Annotated in this window: 12 protein-coding genes; 6 read left to right on the top strand and 6 right to left on the bottom strand. The window is 65.6% G+C overall.

All coding sequences use genetic code 11. The features are described 5' to 3' along the window. The first annotated feature begins 36 nt into the window (after window positions 1-36). From prsK to IPM73_13175, 6 genes are all read left to right on the top strand, one after another. Complete coding sequence (gene prsK, locus IPM73_13200; GenBank protein MBK8918954.1) at window positions 37-2,154, top strand: PEP-CTERM system histidine kinase PrsK; 2,118 nt, start codon at window positions 37-39, stop codon at window positions 2,152-2,154. Continuing rightward, window positions 2,151-3,509 (top strand): PEP-CTERM-box response regulator transcription factor, encoded by a 1,359-nt coding sequence (gene prsR / locus IPM73_13195; protein ID MBK8918953.1) that lies wholly within the window; start codon window positions 2,151-2,153, stop codon window positions 3,507-3,509. Before prsK ends, prsR begins: the two co-directional genes overlap by 4 nt. A 34-nt stretch (window positions 3,510-3,543) precedes the next feature. Next, complete coding sequence (prsT, locus tag IPM73_13190) at window positions 3,544-6,318, top strand: PEP-CTERM system TPR-repeat protein PrsT (GenBank protein MBK8918952.1); 2,775 nt, start codon at window positions 3,544-3,546, stop codon at window positions 6,316-6,318. A 42-nt stretch (window positions 6,319-6,360) separates the two neighbouring features. Beyond that, complete coding sequence (locus IPM73_13185; GenBank protein ID MBK8918951.1) at window positions 6,361-7,641, top strand: nucleotide sugar dehydrogenase; 1,281 nt, start codon at window positions 6,361-6,363, stop codon at window positions 7,639-7,641. Between the two features lie 14 nt (window positions 7,642-7,655). Then, a complete protein-coding gene (locus IPM73_13180; protein MBK8918950.1) occupies window positions 7,656-8,561 on the top strand; it encodes a transglycosylase SLT domain-containing protein in 906 nt (301 codons plus the stop codon). Window positions 8,562-8,634: 73 nt separating this feature from the next. Next, window positions 8,635-9,357, top strand: a complete 723-nt coding sequence (locus IPM73_13175) for a trypsin-like peptidase domain-containing protein (protein ID MBK8918949.1) — start codon at window positions 8,635-8,637, stop codon at window positions 9,355-9,357. A gap of 15 nt (window positions 9,358-9,372) precedes the next feature. Here the strand turns inward: IPM73_13175 and IPM73_13170 are convergent, their stop codons facing one another. The 6 genes from IPM73_13170 to IPM73_13145 form a co-directional block, all read right to left on the bottom strand. Further along, window positions 9,373-10,500: a nucleotidyltransferase family protein gene (locus IPM73_13170; protein ID MBK8918948.1), complete on the bottom strand. Its 1,128-nt coding sequence runs from the start codon at window positions 10,498-10,500 to the stop codon at window positions 9,373-9,375. Beyond that, the gene (locus tag IPM73_13165; GenBank protein ID MBK8918947.1) at window positions 10,497-11,381 is read right to left on the bottom strand and encodes an HprK-related kinase A; all 885 of its coding nucleotides are present in this window, start codon (window positions 11,379-11,381) and stop codon (window positions 10,497-10,499) included. The genes IPM73_13170 and IPM73_13165 overlap by 4 nt, the downstream gene beginning before the upstream one ends. A 21-nt stretch (window positions 11,382-11,402) precedes the next feature. Continuing rightward, window positions 11,403-11,621 carry a hypothetical protein gene (locus IPM73_13160; GenBank protein ID MBK8918946.1) on the bottom strand — a complete coding sequence of 73 codons (219 nt, stop codon included), beginning with the start codon at window positions 11,619-11,621 and terminating at the stop codon, window positions 11,403-11,405. A gap of 19 nt (window positions 11,622-11,640) precedes the next feature. Then, window positions 11,641-12,405, bottom strand: coding sequence for a hypothetical protein (locus IPM73_13155; GenBank protein ID MBK8918945.1), 765 nt, complete (start codon window positions 12,403-12,405; stop codon window positions 11,641-11,643). Window positions 12,406-12,636: 231 nt separating this feature from the next. After that, on the bottom strand, window positions 12,637-13,656 hold the full coding sequence (gene galE, locus IPM73_13150; GenBank protein MBK8918944.1) for a UDP-glucose 4-epimerase GalE: 1,020 nt from the start codon (window positions 13,654-13,656) through the stop codon (window positions 12,637-12,639). A gap of 9 nt (window positions 13,657-13,665) precedes the next feature. After that, window positions 13,666-15,102 (bottom strand): mannose-1-phosphate guanylyltransferase/mannose-6-phosphate isomerase, encoded by a 1,437-nt coding sequence (locus IPM73_13145; protein MBK8918943.1) that lies wholly within the window; start codon window positions 15,100-15,102, stop codon window positions 13,666-13,668. Window positions 15,103-15,288 lie beyond the last annotated feature (186 nt).

Here is a 15,288-nt window from a genome sequence, read left to right as displayed (position 1 = left end):
GTGATCCGCCACCCGTCCGAAGGGACTTTCTGATCCATGGATTCCGGTATCGCTGAACTGTCGGCCTGGGGCTATGGCCTGGCAGCGGCGGGCTACGTCCTGCTCTTCGGCTATCTGCTGAGCCGGCGGGGTCAGGCCGAGGGGGAGCGCCAACCGGCCGCCATCATGCTGGGGGCTGTGCTGGCCTCCGCTCTGTGGGCTCTCGCCAGCCTGGGAATCGTGTTCAGCGCTGCCCGGGACTTCCGCGGGGCGGCAGAGGTGTGCGATGCCCTGCGTTACGCGGCCTGGTACGGCCTCATCCTCGTGCTCCTGGGCTCCGGGCCGGAAAAAGGGACGCGGCGCCCGCTCTCGCGCCCGGTGGTGCTGCTGGTCGGAGCAGTCGCGCTGGTGGGCGTCGGTCTGCGTGTGCTGGTCTGGCTGGCCGGCGGCCTGCCCCTGGTGGTGGCCAAGTTCTATCTCGTTCAATCCCTGGCCATGGTCGTCGTCGCCCTGCTCCTGGTCGAGCAGTTCTATCGCAGTCTGGCCACCGATTCGCGCTGGAACGTCAAGCCTCTCTGTCTGGGGCTCGCGGCGGCTTTCGTTTACGACCTCTACTTCTATTCCGATGCCCTGCTCTTCGGGCGTGTCGATCCGGACGTGTTCAGCGTGCGGGGATTTGCCCATGCGCTCATCGTTCCGCTCATCGCCCTGCCGGTGAATCGCAGCCGCGACTGGACCTCCCGCCTGCGGGTCTCCCAGAAGGTCGCATTCCATTCGCTGGCGCTGCTGCTTTCCGGGGGCTACCTTCTGTTCATGGCGGGCGTGGGGTACTACGTCCGCTACTTTGGCGGGGATTGGGGCCGGGCCCTGCAGTTTGCCCTGCTCTTCATGGCCTTCCTCGGCTTGTGCATCGTTGCTTTTTCCGGATCCATGCGGGCCAGGGTGCGGGTTTTCCTCGGCAAGCACTTTCTCAGCTACCGCTACGACTATCGCGAGGAATGGCTCAAGTTCACCCAGACTCTTTCGGAGCAGGGATCACCGCAGACCATGGGGCTGCACGTCATCAAGGGTCTCGCCGACATGCTGGAAAGTCCGGGGGGCGGCCTTTGGCTGCGGGATTCGGCCGCAGGAAGCTTCGTGCAGACGGCGCGCTGGAACATGCCCGCCGTGGCGGCGCGGGAGGAGGCGGGTTCGCCCTTCAGCCACTTTCTCACCGATAGCGGCTGGGTCGTCAATCTGGAGGAGTACCGCTGCTATTCGAGGCGCTACGAGGGCCTCGCGCTGCCGGATTGGCTGGGCGAGATTCCCGATGCCTGGCTCATCGTTCCGCTCCTGGCCCGCACCGAAATGATCGGCTTCGTCGTTCTGGCCAGTGCGCGGACCCGCATCGAGGTCAACTGGGAGGTCAATGATCTCCTGAAGACCGCAGGACGGCAGGCGGCAGCCTTCCTGGCGCAGTTGCAGGCCACCGAAGCCCTGCTCGAAGCGCGCAAGTTCGACGCCTTCAACCGCATGTCGGCCTTCGTGGTGCATGACCTGAAGAATATCGTCACCCAGCTTTCCCTGATGCTGCGCAATGCGGAAAAACACAAGGACAACGCAGAATTTCAGGAAGACATGCTGATGACCGTGGAAAATTCCGTCGAACGCATGCGGCAGTTGATGCTTCAATTGCGGGAAGGGGCCACGCCACCCGGTACGCCGGTGGGGGTGAACCTGAAATTGATTGCCGAGCGCATCCAGAAGAACAAAGCGGTACTTGGGCGCACGGTGGATGTCGACATCGCGGAGGCTCTCATGACCCGGGGGCACGAGGAGCGACTGGAGCGGGTTCTCGGCCATATGGTGCAGAACGCTCTGGATGCCACCGATCCGCGCGGCCGGGTATGGATTCGCATCGAGAAGCAGGGGGGGCAGGCAATGCTGGAAGTAGGCGATACGGGCCACGGAATGTCGGCGGACTTCATCCGCGAGCGCCTGTTCAAGCCCTTCCAGACGACCAAGGACGCCGGGATGGGTATCGGCGCCTACGAAAGCTCGCAGTACATCAATGAACTCGGGGGGAAAATCTTGGTAGACAGCGTGGTGAATCAGGGGACGCGGGTGACCGTGCTGCTGCCCCTGTTCGAGGGCGGGTCGCGGGCCGATCTGCGCCAGCAGGAGAGCGCGGCATGAGCGGCGAAAAATCGAGGCCGCTGCTGGTCGTCGAGGACGATCCGGCCTTGCAGAAGCAGATCAAGTGGTCCTTCGACCAGTACGACGTGGTGACCGCCTCGGATCGGGAGTCTGCGCTGGCGCAGTTGAAGCGCCATCAGCCCGCCGTGGTGACCATGGATCTGGGGCTTCCGCCGGACCCGGATTCGGTTTCCGAGGGCTTCCGCCTGCTGGAGCAGATGGTCGCCGCCGAGCCGGATCTCAAAGTCATCGTCCTCACCGGTCAGAACGATCAGACCAACGCCTTGCGCGCCGTGGCCCTGGGCGCCTACGACTTTTTCGCCAAGCCTTTCGAACCGGATCTCCTGGCGCTTACCGTGGACCGGGCGTTCCGGCTCTACGACCTGCAAAAGGAAAACCAGCGTCTGCACGCCATGCGTCAGCCGGATGCCCTCAACGGGCTCATCACGCGGGATCCGGAGATGCTGCGCCTGTGCCGTACCATCGAGAAGGTCTCCGGCAGCAACGCGACGGTCATGCTGCTGGGCGAGAGCGGCACCGGCAAGGAGGTCTTGGCGCGGGGTCTGCACGAGGCGTCTCCTCGTCGCGCCGAGCGCTTCGTGGCCATCAATTGCGCCGCGATTCCCGACAATCTTCTCGAGAGCGAGTTGTTCGGCTATGAGAAGGGTGCCTTCACCGGTGCGGCCAAGACGACCCCGGGCAAGATCGAAACGGCCCACAAGGGCACCCTCATGCTCGACGAAATCGGCGATTTGCCGCTTCCCCTCCAGGCCAAGCTCCTGCGCTTCCTGCAGGAGAGGGTGGTGGAGCGGGTCGGGGGGCGGCAGGAGATTGCGGTGGATGTCCGGGTCGTCTGCGCCACCCACCAGAATCTGCGGGGCCTGATCGACGAGGGCAAGTTCCGCGAAGACTTGTACTACCGCCTGGCCGAAATCGTGGTCAACATCCCTCCCTTGCGGGATCGTCTGGGCGATGCGGCCCTGCTGGCCCACGCCCTGGTGCGTCGCTTTGCCGAGGAACAGAACCGGGGGGCCATCGCCCTGGGCGACGATGCCGTGCAGGCCATCGAAGCTCACTCCTGGCCCGGAAACGTGCGGGAACTGGAAAACTGCATCAAGCGCGCGGTCATCATGGCCGACGGCAATATAATCGCCCGTGAGGATCTCGGTCTGCGTGACAACGGTTCCCAGGAGGAACGGGATCTCGACCTGCGCAAGGTGCGTGACGAGGCCGAGCGGCGGGCCGTCATCGCGGCCTTGAGCAGGGCCAATGGCAATGTGGTAAAAGCCTCCGAAATGCTCGCCATCAGCCGCCCGACCCTGTACGACCTCATGCATCGCTTCGGCCTCAAATAAGCTCTCGTTTCCTCGCCTCCGGAAAGATCAATTCATGACCAAGACCTCTTCGCACAGCTTCCGTCTTTCGGCCCTTGCACTCGTTCTTGCTCTTGCGGCCTGTGGGGGTGACGACCCGGCCAAGCTGCTGTCCTCGGCCAAGGATTTCCTGGCCAAAAATGACACCAAGGCTGCGGTGATCCAGCTCAAGAATGCGCTCCAGAAGGATCCCAATTCGGCCGAAGCGCGGTTTCTGCTGGGCAAGGCGCTGGTGGATGAAGGCAATCTTGCGCCGGGCGAAGTGGAGTTGAGGAAGGCGCTCGAACTCAAGTACCCCGCCGAAAAGGTCGTTCCCGTCCTGGTCGGATCGCTCACCATGCGGGGCGAGGCCAAGAAGGCGGTGGAGGAGTTCGCCAAGGTACAGGTTTCCGGGAATGAGGCGAGTGCCGAGTACCATACCGCCATGAGTATCGCCCAGGGGGCTGCCGGTCATGTGGAGGCTTCCAAGGCGGCCCTTGCGGCGGCCCTTGCCGCGAAGCCCGACCATGTGCCCGCTCTGCTCGTTTCGGCCCGGGTCAAAGCGACCACTGACAAGGATGTCCCCGGTGCCCTGGCGATCGTCGACGGCATCCTGGCCCAGAATGCCGATGCGGTCGAAGCCTGGAAACTCCGGGGCGACATCATGGTCGGCAAGGGGGAGGCGGATGAGGCCGTGGCCGCCTACCGCAAGGCGGTGGAGAAGAAGCCCCGGTTTGGTAGCGCCCATATTGCGCTGGTGAACACCCTCCTCAGGGCGGGGCGTCCGGACGACGCCAAGCAGGCCCTGGAGCAGGCGCGCAAAGGCATCGGCAATCCCCCGGGCCTGCAGTTCCTGCAGGCGCAGCTCGCGTATCAGAACAAGGATTTCAAGGCGGCCAAGGAAGTTCTCGAGCAGTACCACAAGGCGATTCGCCCCTCGGCAGTTTCCATGCAACTCGCAGGGGCGGTCGATTTCCAGTTGGGGGCCTATACCCAGGCCCAGGACAATCTGGCCAAGGCATTGACCGCCGAATCCACCCTGCCGCTGGCCCGCCGTCTTCTGGTCTCCACCTACCTGAAGACCGGCCAGCCCGAGAAAGCCCTGGAAACCTTGAAGCCGGTGCTGGACCAGATCGACAAGTCCCCCGCGATGCTGGCCCTGGCCGGTGAGGTCTACGTCCAGCTGAAGGACTACAAGAAGGCGGAGCAATTCTTTGTCAAGGCGGCGGCCCTCGACCCCAAGGATCCGGCCAAGCGTACCCGTCTCGCGATGATGCACATGGCCGGAGGCAAGGCTGACGCTGCCTTTGAAGAACTGGCGGACATTTCGGCCAGCGACAGCGGGCCCGTCGCCGATCTGGCCATCGTGTCCGCCCATCTGCGCCGCAATGAGATCGACAAGGCCCTGGCGGCCGTCGCTGCCCTGGAAAAGAAGCGTCCCGACGATCCGGCGGTGTTCAACCTGCGCGGGGAAATTCTGGGGAGCAAGAACGACTATGACGGGGCCCGCAAGGCTTTCGAAAAGGCTGCGGCCCTGAAGCCCGGTTACTTTCCGGCGGCGAAGAATCTGGCGCTGCTCGATCTTCGTGACAAGAAGCCCCAGGAGGCGAGGCGTCGCTTTGAAACCGTGCTGGCCGCGGACCCCAAGAGTGTGCCTGCCCACCTGGCCATCGCCGAAATGATTACCGCCAGCGGCGGCAAGGCGGACGAGGCCCAGGGCTGGGTCAGCAAGGCGGTGAGCGCCAATCCGACCGACGTCGTCGCCCGCCTGGCCCTCGTCGAGTCCCATTTGCGGGCCAAGGACGCCAAAAAGGCTGTGGCGGCCGCCCAGGAGGCGCTGACGGCGATTCCTGATCGGCCGGAACTCTACGACGTCCTGGGCCGCGCCCAGGTGCTTGCCGGCGATTTCAACCAGGCCAAGGCAGCCTACGGCAAGCTTCCGGCGCTTCAGCCGCACTCGCCCGTGCCCTACCTGAAGTTGGCGGAAGTGAGTGTCGCCGCCAAGGATGAAGGCCAGGCGGTCAGGGATCTGCACAAGGCCCTGGAAATCAAGCCGGACTTCCTCGAGGCGCAGCGTGCCTTGATATTCCTTCTGGTGAAGGACGGCAAGGCGAGGGACGCCCTCAGTCTTGCCAAGACCGTCCAGAAGCAGCGTCCCGCTGAACCTGTCGGCTACGCCTTCGAAGGCGACGTCCATACGTCCCAGAAGTCCTGGGCAGACGCGGCCAAGGCCTATCGCCTGGGTCTCGACAAGGGCAGGGTGCCTGAACTGGCGATCAAGGCCAGTTCCACCCTGGAGCAAGCGGGGAACAAGGCTGAGGCAGAGCGGGTCATCGCCACCTGGCTGAAGGACAATCCCAAGGATGTCGTGGTGCGCCAGTACCTGGCTGAAGTGGCCGCCAGCAAGGGGGATTGGGCGATGGCCGCGAAGCAGTATCGCACCATGCTGGACATCGCGCCCAACAGTCCGCGGGTGCTGAACAATCTGGCCTGGGCCCTGGGCCAGTTGAAGGATCCCAAGGCCATCGAGTATGCCGAAAAGGCGGTCAGTCTGGCCCCCAATTCGCCGTCGCTCATGGATACGCTGGCCGTGCTGCTGGCCGAGAAGGGTGACACCGGCAAAGCCCTCGAATTGCTGCGCAAGGCGGTGGATCTCGCTCCGGCGCAGGCCGAAATCCGGCTCAATCTCGCCCGGGTATTGGTCAAGGCCGGTGAAAAGGCCGAGGCGCGCAAGCATCTGGACGTACTCGCCAAGCTGGGGGACAAGTTCCCGCAGCAGGCGGAAGTGGCAAAGCTGATCAGTGGACTCTGATTTGATTCAATTTTTTGATTTGGTTAATCGTAGAGGAATGAGATGACGACCATCGCTGTAGTAGGACTGGGTTACGTCGGGCTGCCGCTCGCCGTCGAGTTTGGCAAGAAATACCGCACGCTGGGTTTCGACCTGTCCGCGGAAAAGGTGGCGGCCTATCGCCGCTACGAGGATCCCACGGGTGAAGTGTCCAGCGAGGATCTGCGGGCCGCGACCCAACTCGAGGTGAGCACCGATCCGGCCATCATCCGCGAAGCGGATTTCATCGTCGTGGCGGTCCCGACACCCGTTGACGAGGCTCATCAGCCGGACTTCAGCCCCCTGGTGGGCGCTTCCGAGTTCGTGGGCAGCAACCTCAAGCGCGGAGCCACCGTCGTTTTCGAATCGACCGTCTATCCCGGCGCCACCGAGGAAATCTGCATCCCCATCATCGAGAAGCTGTCCGGCCAGAAATGGAAGCAGGACTTCTTCATCGGCTACTCGCCGGAGCGCATCAACCCGGGCGACAAGGAACGCACGGTCACCAAGATCGTCAAGGTCGTCTCCGGTGACACGCCCGCCACCCTCGATCTGGTGGCCCGTGTCTACGGCGACATCATTACCGCCGGTGTCTACAAGGCGTCCAGCATCAAGGTCGCCGAAGCCGCCAAGGTCATCGAGAACACCCAGCGCGACCTCAACATCGCCCTGATGAACGAACTGGCCATCATTTTCGACCGCATCGGCATCGATACCCTGGAAGTGCTCCTGGCCGCCGGAACCAAGTGGAACTTCCTGCCCTTCCGTCCCGGTCTGGTGGGCGGCCACTGTATCGGCGTCGACCCCTACTACCTGACCCACAAGGCCGAAATGCTCGGCTACCACCCCGAAGTGATCCTGGCCGGCCGGCGTATCAACGACGGCATGGGCAAGTTCGTCGCCGAACAGACCATCAAGCACCTGGTGCGCAATGGCTGGGCGGTCAAGGGTGCTCCCATCGTTGTCCTGGGCCTGACCTTCAAGGAGGATTGCCCCGATCTGCGCAATTCCCGCGTCATCGACGTGATTCGCGAGTTGCAGTCCTACGGGACCGAGGTTCTGGTGCACGATCCGGTGGCCGATGCCGCCGAGGCGCGCCACGAATACGGCGTCGACCTGGTTTCCTGGGATAGCCTGCCCAAGGCGGCGGCCATCGTGGCTGCGGTATCCCACAAGGAAATCAAGACGCGTCCGGTGGCGGACTACATGGTCAAGTTGCAGGCCAACGGCGTCGTCATCGACGTCAAGAGCCAGTTCGACCAGGCGGCCTTCGAGGCGGCCGGGGCGACCCTCTGGCGCCTGTGACGGAGCGACAGGCCATGCTTTACGGGCGGCGCGCATCCCTTGTCCGGCGATGGGCCGGACTGGGCATGGCGCTCGCCCTGGCCTGCGGCGGCGCCGCGGCGAGCGAAAGCCTCAGTTCCCACAAGGGCGAGTTGCTGCGTAGCCAGGCGCGGGCGTACGAGCATGGTGAAGGCGTTGCACGGGATGTCGCGGAGGCCGTAAAGCTTTACTGCGAGGCGTCCCGCCTTGGCGACGGCGAGGCCCAGTACAGCGTGGGCTGGATTTACGCCAACGGACGCGGGGTTCAGCGCGACGACGAGCTCGCGGCCTATTTCTTTCGCCTCGCCGCCGACCAGGGTCATGCGCACGCCCAGCGCATGCTGCGTTTCTTCGGCGATATCGCCAGCAAGAAGCCCGAGTGCATGATCGACCCCGCGCCGCCGGAAGACATGGCGGGCGAGGAGATCATCGCCAACGCCACGCTCGAGGCGCGCAAGGTCTACGAGTTGGTGGCGCGGCTGGCGCCGCAGTATGGCGTGTATCCGCGCCTTGCTCTCGCCGTGATCCGGGTCGAGTCCAACTTCAACCCGACGGCAGTCTCGCCCAAGAACGCCCAGGGGCTCATGCAACTGATCCCCGAAACTTCCGCCCGCTTCAACGTCAAGAAGCCCTTCGATCCGGAAGACAACATCCGCGGTGGTCTGGCTTATCTGCGCTGGTTGCTGGCCTATTTTCGCGGTGATGTCGCCCTCGTCGCGGCGGCGTACAACGCGGGTGAGGGGGCCGTGAATCGCTACCGTGGCGTGCCGCCTTACCAGGAAACCCGGGGCTACGTGAAGCGGGTCGTCGAGTTCTTCCGCAAGGAAGAACACCCCTTCGATCCCGCCGTGACCGACCCCTCGCCCGAACTTCCCCGCATCCGCAGCTCGCGGCTCATGTGATGGCGGGCGCCGCGCCGGGGATGCGCTTGTGTTGAGGCCGCTCGTCGGTGGTTTGCTCGGCCTGCTGGTCTGGATGCCGGCTTTCGCGGCGGGGGCTTTGCCCGATACCGTCGCCCGCATCAAGCCTTCCGTCGTGGCGGTGGGGAATTACAAGGCCCTCGCCGCGCCGCCCTTCACCCTGCGGGGGACCGGATTCGCCGTGGGCGACGGGCGGCACATCGTCACCAATGCCCATGTGGTCGCGGTACTGGCCGGCGAGGAAGGCGCTTCCCTCGCCGTTCAGGTGGCCGGGGCCTCCGAGGGAGGGGGGCAATTACGGCGTGCACGGGTCATCGTCGAAGACAAGGCCCACGATCTCGCCGTCCTGGAAATTGACGGATCGCCCCTGCCGCCCGTCGTTCTGGGCCGGGCCGAGACGGTGCGCGAGGGGCAGGAAATCGCCTTCACGGGCTTTCCCATCGGGTCTGTCCTGGGCTTCTTCCCCGTTTCCCACCGGGGCATCGTTTCGGCGATTCCCCCCATCGTCCTCCCTGCGGCGAATGCCCGTGGTCTCAACGCCCAGGTCATCAGACGTACCCAGGCCGGCGCGTTCCGTATTTTCCAGCTCGACGCCGTGGCTTACCCGGGCAATAGCGGGAGCCCGGTGTACGACGTCGAAAGCGGTGAAGTGATCGGCGTCATCAATATGGTCTTCGTCAAGGCCACCCGCGAATCCGCCCTGAGCCAGCCCTCTGGCATCACCTACGCCATCCCCGTCAATCATCTGCAATCCCTGCTCGAGGAACGGGGGCGGTAGAGCGCGAGCAACGCCTCAGCCGGGCAGCCCCGGCTCGTCGTCGTGCCGGGTGCGTTCCGGTTCCGGGAAGACGCTGCGCCAGGCCTTGCGGGTGAGATGGACGGTCAGCAGATGGGGCGGCATGCGCAACCAGTGCGCCCGGACGTAAAGCAACCAGAGGGCAAAGCCGCTCATCGGGCCCAGGCAACGCGGATGCTGCGGCCGCAGGGCGTGGGAAAACAGGGTCTCCAGGAGCCGCAGGCCTGGCGCCGACGGCGCTCCCGCGGCTGCGGCCGCGGCCAGCACCGCAGGGGGGATGGGGCTCGCCAGCACGTGTTGCGCGAAATGGAGCCCCAGGAAGAGGGGGGAGGCCAGTTGCAATTGCCTGGCTCGTGGCACCAGACCGTCCCAAAAGCCCGCATCCCTGGCCGCAAAATGGCGCAACAGACCATCGATGTCCACCAGGTCGCGCAGGCCGTTGTGGAATTCGCCTTCGTGGAAGAGGTGGGTGATGCTATGGATGACCAGGTCGGCGGGCGAGGGCGTGCGCAGGCAGGAAAACCCGGGAAGAGCCTCTGCCGCCGCAAAGAGCAGCGCCGGATCGGGATGATGGCGGCTGGTGAGGGGCAGCAGGGTGTGATGGATGTCGAGGATGGTGCCGCGGCGGACGTTGAGCATGGGCGGGAGTTCGTGCATCCACTGGCGGTAGTAGCGCTGGTCGTAGGGATGCAGCTTGGCCGAGGTCCAGCCAGCGGTCATCATGGCGACCTCCACCGCGCCCAGATGCTCCCGCGGCACCAGGATGTCGATGTCCCCGAACAGGCGGCCGCGGGCCACCGGCAGTTGCCGCAGCACGTAGGCCGAACCCTTCAGGAGGACGACCGGAATACCCAGGGGGGCGAGGCAGCGGTCGAGGAGGTGCGCTTCCCAAAGCACCGATTCCCGCTGCCGTGCGCTGAGCTGCGCCACCCCGCGCAGGTGGCGCGCCAGGCCGTCGGGCAAGGGGATGCCGGCGGCGTCGACACGCTCGGCCAGGGTGCCGATGAGATTGGCGGCCCGGGCCTGGCAGAGCAGCGTCTCCCACTGCCCCGGTGTCAGGGAGGTGGCGGCCTGGGGCCGGGCCAGGAGGTCGAGGAGAAGGCGCTGGGGCTGCTCCGGGCTCATGGGGCCTCTCCGCGACGGATGCGGGCGATGAGATCGAGGGCTTCTGCAGTGGAGCGGTAGCCGATCTGATAGCAGGCGGCCCCGTCGAGCATGGCCGCCAGGGCGGTGAACCCGGTCACCCCCATGCGCTCCTTGTTGAAGGACTGCTCGGCGATGAGGGCGAAACTCTCGGCGCGGGAAATCGGCTCGCACCAGGGCTCGCCCTCGTCGATGAAGGTGGGAAAGACGACCCAGCGGCAGTAGGCCGGATCTTCGCCCCGGGCCAGGGAATCGGCCGGGGGGGCGGCCAGGGCCACGGTGCCTTTGCGGGTGTCGTGGTAGCGGGGGCTGAGTCGGCTGCCCGGAAAGGCGCTGACGATATCGATGGAGCGATTCTTCAGGTTGATCGGCCGCGGATGCGGCGCGAGGGAAACGGTGGCCGGGTCCAGCAGCGCGAGTTCGTCGGACAGGAGGCGCCAGCCGTCGAGGAATACCAGGGACGAGCAGAGGGTGCTCTTGCCGGCCCCTGGAAAGCCGGGCAGGACAAGGGCCTCTGCGCCGCGGGCGACCACGGCGGCGTGGATGGCCAGATACCCCAGGGGTCGGCTGGCCATGCACCAGTTGAGTCCCCATTCGAGCAAGGGGGGGGCCTGCTCGACCGGCAGGGGCAGGAAGGGATCCTGGCCGTCCAGGAGAAAGCTGACCTGGGGGCGCCAGAAACGCCGCAGCCCCCCGGCGGCCATCAGGGCGATGTCGAAGTCGCAGAACACCGCGCTGTCAGCGGGCAGCAGACGTTCGGCGTAGAAGCGGGTCAGGTGGGCTGCGACGGGGGCCAGGTCGGATCGCACCCGTACCGTCACCGGCGGGATGCGGACGACAAAGGTCCGCACGGTGGAAGGCATTGCCAAGACGGGAGCCGGGAATCAGGAAGCCCGTATGATACCGTGGGCCAGAAGGCTGTCGAGGACTTCGGCCGGAAGCCCGTTCAGGGCGGCGGGCTGCGCTTCCTCGCCAGCGCTGCGGAGGGCGGAGGACACCGTCCGGTCCACGACCCAGAAATCGCCGGAGCGGCCGTCGAATACGACGCTCCCCCCGTCCCAGTCCGGAGAAAAGGCCAGTTGCCGGGCCGGGTCTATGCGCAAGGCCGGTTCCGACCCTGCCTCAGGGCGCCTTGCAGAGGTTGGGGACGGCCGAATTGATGTCGTACATCCCTTCGATGTAGGCGATGATCTGCGCTTCGCTCATGGCATTTCCATTGCAGACCATGCCCGCCGGGCAATAGGTGCCGCCGTTCTTCACCGCGTCCCACATGGCGACGATCTGCGTGAGGGAGAGCGGGTAATCCTGGCCGGTGGAAGTGAAGTAGGAAGCGTTCAGGTAGGCAGAAGACAAGTGGCGCAGGAGCTGACCCTTACCATTGAATTTGTCCATGTTGTTCTTGGTGCCGGTGCAGTTGGCGCCGGAATAGGTGGGGTAATTGGTCGGCCATTGCAGGACCTCCCAAATGGACAGGTGGCCATTGGGAGCGCCCGTGAAAATGCTGCCAATCGTCGTGCCGCGCGCCGAGATGTCGCAGGGGTTGACGTTACCCGTGCCGCTGGAACAAACCACGATGCCGTTGGTGAACGTGGGGTAGCTGATGCCCACCCAGTACGGGAAGTGCTGCGGATTGACCCAGAAACCCGGCGAGCGCCCGCCGGAACATTGATGACCATTGCCGGTGCGAGGGCTCTGGTTGCCGGAAATCATCGCCGAGGGGCTCTGGCAGGTGCCGCCGGTTCCCAGGGCGGTTTTGGCCTGCATGGCGAGGAACACGCCGGCGCCGGCCGTGGTGCCGGTCAGGAGTCTGCGCCGCCGGGGCAGCGTCACGCCGGCCGCTTCCCCGGTGGGGGCAGGATGGGAAGTGTTCTTGTCTTGATCGGTCATGATGCGCTCTTTCGAAATTCCTGCAGTGCCGGACAGCACGGGTCAAAGGGGCTTAAGCAAAAGTTGTGCCGCGTTTTTAAGGGTGCCTGAAAGGCCGGCCGCTGCGGGGTTTGTCCAATTCTGGCCCGAACGTTGATGGCGGGGATGTAAAAAAAACCGACAAGCCGGGGGCCGATGCGGTCCTCTGTGGCACCGCGCCGGACCCGGTGGTGGAGGCGGTCCGCGGCGCGTTCATCTGGACTGCGTGGGCTCGGCAGCGGGACTTGCCGACTGCCAGCGCCAGGCGTCTTCGCACATGGCCTCAAGCCCGAGTTGCGCCTGCCACCCCAGGAGTTCCCGCGCCAGCGTGGGATCGGCGTAACAGGCGGCGATATCCCCCGGACGCCGGTCGGCGATGCGGTAGGGCACCGGGCGGCCGCTGGCCCGCTCCAGGGCGGCGATGAGTTCCAGGACGCTGTAGCCCCGGCCGGTGCCCAGGTTGACGCAGAGCATCGGGTGCTGCGGGGAGAGTTTGGCCAGGGCGGCCAGGTGTCCCCGGGCGAGGTCGACCACGTGGATGAAATCCCGTACGCCGGTGCCGTCCGGGGTGGGGTAGTCCTGGCCGAAGACATTCACCTGGGACCGCAGGCCCAGGGCCACCTGGGTGACGTAGGGCATGAGGTTGTTGGGAACACCCTGGGGCGATTCGCCGATGAGGCCGCTGGGATGGGCGCCGACGGGATTGAAGTAGCGCAGGATGGCGATCTGCCACCGGGGGTCCGCCCGACTCAGGTCGCGCAGCATTTCCTCGATGTGCAGCTTGGTGCGGCCGTAGGGATTGGTGGCCTGGAGCGGGAAGTGTTCCTGGATGGGGAGGCTGTGGGGATCGCCATAGACCGTGGCCGAGGAACTGAAAACCAGCTTCCTGACCCCGGTCTGGTCCATGGCCTCCAGCAGCCGCAGGGTGCCGGCCACGTTATTGTCGTAGTAAGCGAGGGGTTCCTGCACCGATTCGCCTACTGCCTTCAGTCCGGCGAAGTGCATCACGGCCCGGACGGGGTGCTCCCGCAACAGGCGGGTCAGCAAGGCGGCGTCGCGGATGTCGCCCACCACCAGGGCCGGCCGGCGGCCGGCGATGCCTGCGATGCGGTCGACGACTCCCGCCGTGCTGTTGCACAGGTTGTCGAGGATGAGCACCTCCTCGCCGGCGGCAAGCAGTTCCACCACCGTGTGGGAGCCGATGTAGCCGGTACCGCCGGTTACCAGGATCATGGTCGGGCCTCAGTTGCGACCGTAGGTGTCCTCGAAGCGGACGATGTCGTCCTCGCCGAGGTAGCTGCCGGACTGGACTTCGATCATCTCCAGGGGCACCTTGCCCGGGTTCTCCAGGCGGTGGGTGGTGCCCAGGGGGATGTAGGTCGATTGGTTCTCGCTCACCAGCAGAATTTCGTCGCCCCGGGTGACGCGGGCGGTGCCCTGCACGACGATCCAGTGCTCGGCGCGATGGTGGTGCATCTGGAGCGACAGGGCGGCGCCGGGTTTGACCGAGATGCGCTTCACCTGGAAGCGTTCCCCGGCATCGACCCCGTCGTACCAGCCCCAGGGGCGATGCACCTTGCGGTGCCACTGGGCGACGCTCCGGCCCGAGGCCTTGAGGCGATCGACCACCTTCTTGACGTCCTGGGTGGCGTCGTGATGGGCCACCAGGACGGCGTCGTCGGTTTCCACCACCACCAGGTTGGCGACACCGACGCAGGCCACCAGTCGGCCCTCGGAGACGACCAGGGTGTCGCGGCAGCCCTCCAGAAGGGTGTCTCCGCGGGTGGCGTTACCGGCTTCGTCCTTGGGCAGGACTTTCCACAGGGAGTCCCAGGCGCCCACATCGGACCAGCCGGCGGAAAGGGGAATGACCGCTCCCGGCGGCAGATCGGCGCTGCCCTGGGTGAGGCGTTCCATGACGGCGTAGTCGATGGAATCGGAGGGGCAGGCGGCGAAGGCGGCTGCGCCCACGCGTACGAAGACATCGTCGTCGCGGCAATCGTCCAGGGCGTTGCGGCAGGCGGCCAGGATGTCGGGGCGGCAGCGCTCCAGGGCGGCGAGCCAGACGGAGGCCTTGAGGACGAAGATGCCGCTGTTCCAGAGGTAGTCGCCGCTATCCAGATAGGCTTCGGCGGTGGCCCGGTTGGGCTTCTCGACGAAGGCGTCCAGGCGAAAGCCCGCACTGCCCGCGGCCAGGGCGGCGCCGCGACGGATATAGCCGTAGCCCGTCTCGGGGCAATCGGGGGTGATGCCGAAGGTGACCGCCATGCCGGCTTCGGCGAGTTGGGCGGCATGACCTACGGCCGCGCGGAAGGCGGCTTCGTCCAGGATGGCGTGGTCGGCCGGCATGACGACCAGAATGGGATCGGCCCCGTCGCGCACGGCGAAGAGGGCGGCCAGGGTCAGGGCAGGAGCCGTGTTGCGGCCGGCGGGCTCGAGGACGACGCGGCCCCGTTTGCCCAGGAGCCGCACCTGCTCGGCGACGACGAAGCGGTGCTCCTCGTTGCAGACCAGGATGGGGTCGCCCAGATCCGGCAGCCCGTCCATGCGCGCCACGGTGGCTTGCAGCATCGACTGAGGGCCGCACAGGGGCAGGAGCTGCTTGGGGTATTTCTCCCGGGAGAGGGGCCAGAGGCGGGTTCCGGATCCACCGGAAAGAACGACGGGTTGTAGTTTCATCGTGACTCGGTCAGCAAGAGGGGGCATTTTCACGGGGCTTGCGCGGCGAGGGAGCCGCCCCGGGGGACGGACCTGGCGAGAGGCCGGGGACCGGGAGATTATAATTTCGCCCGCGGGACTGCTGCTTTAACTATTCTTTCGCCTTTGGGGAATTTTTCCTCCGGGGGCGTTCCCCGCGGGAGACTC

Source organism: Betaproteobacteria bacterium (genome assembly GCA_016720065.1).
GTDB lineage: Bacteria > Pseudomonadota > Gammaproteobacteria > Burkholderiales > Rhodocyclaceae > SSSZ01.
Note: the sequence above shows the minus strand (reverse complement) of the source record. Positions and strands in the feature narration are given on the sequence as shown.

Bases quoted from the DNA above. Each gene is read 5' to 3' on its own strand.
- IPM73_13155 (MBK8918945.1), bottom strand. From the start codon at position 12,405: ATGACCGATCAAGACAAGAACACTTCCCATCCTGCCCCCACCGGGGAA.
- IPM73_13185 (MBK8918951.1), top strand. From the start codon at position 6,361: ATGACGACCATCGCTGTAGTAGGACTGGGTTACGTCGGGCTGCCGCTC.
- prsT (MBK8918952.1), top strand. From the start codon at position 3,544: ATGACCAAGACCTCTTCGCACAGCTTCCGTCTTTCGGCCCTTGCACTC.
- IPM73_13180 (MBK8918950.1), top strand. From the start codon at position 7,656: ATGCTTTACGGGCGGCGCGCATCCCTTGTCCGGCGATGGGCCGGACTG.
- prsR (MBK8918953.1), top strand. From the start codon at position 2,151: ATGAGCGGCGAAAAATCGAGGCCGCTGCTGGTCGTCGAGGACGATCCG.
- prsK (MBK8918954.1), top strand. From the start codon at position 37: ATGGATTCCGGTATCGCTGAACTGTCGGCCTGGGGCTATGGCCTGGCA.
- IPM73_13165 (MBK8918947.1), bottom strand. From the start codon at position 11,381: ATGCCTTCCACCGTGCGGACCTTTGTCGTCCGCATCCCGCCGGTGACG.
- galE (MBK8918944.1), bottom strand. From the start codon at position 13,656: ATGATCCTGGTAACCGGCGGTACCGGCTACATCGGCTCCCACACGGTG.
- IPM73_13170 (MBK8918948.1), bottom strand. From the start codon at position 10,500: ATGAGCCCGGAGCAGCCCCAGCGCCTTCTCCTCGACCTCCTGGCCCGG.
- IPM73_13175 (MBK8918949.1), top strand. From the start codon at position 8,635: ATGCCGGCTTTCGCGGCGGGGGCTTTGCCCGATACCGTCGCCCGCATC.
- IPM73_13145 (MBK8918943.1), bottom strand. From the start codon at position 15,102: ATGAAACTACAACCCGTCGTTCTTTCCGGTGGATCCGGAACCCGCCTC.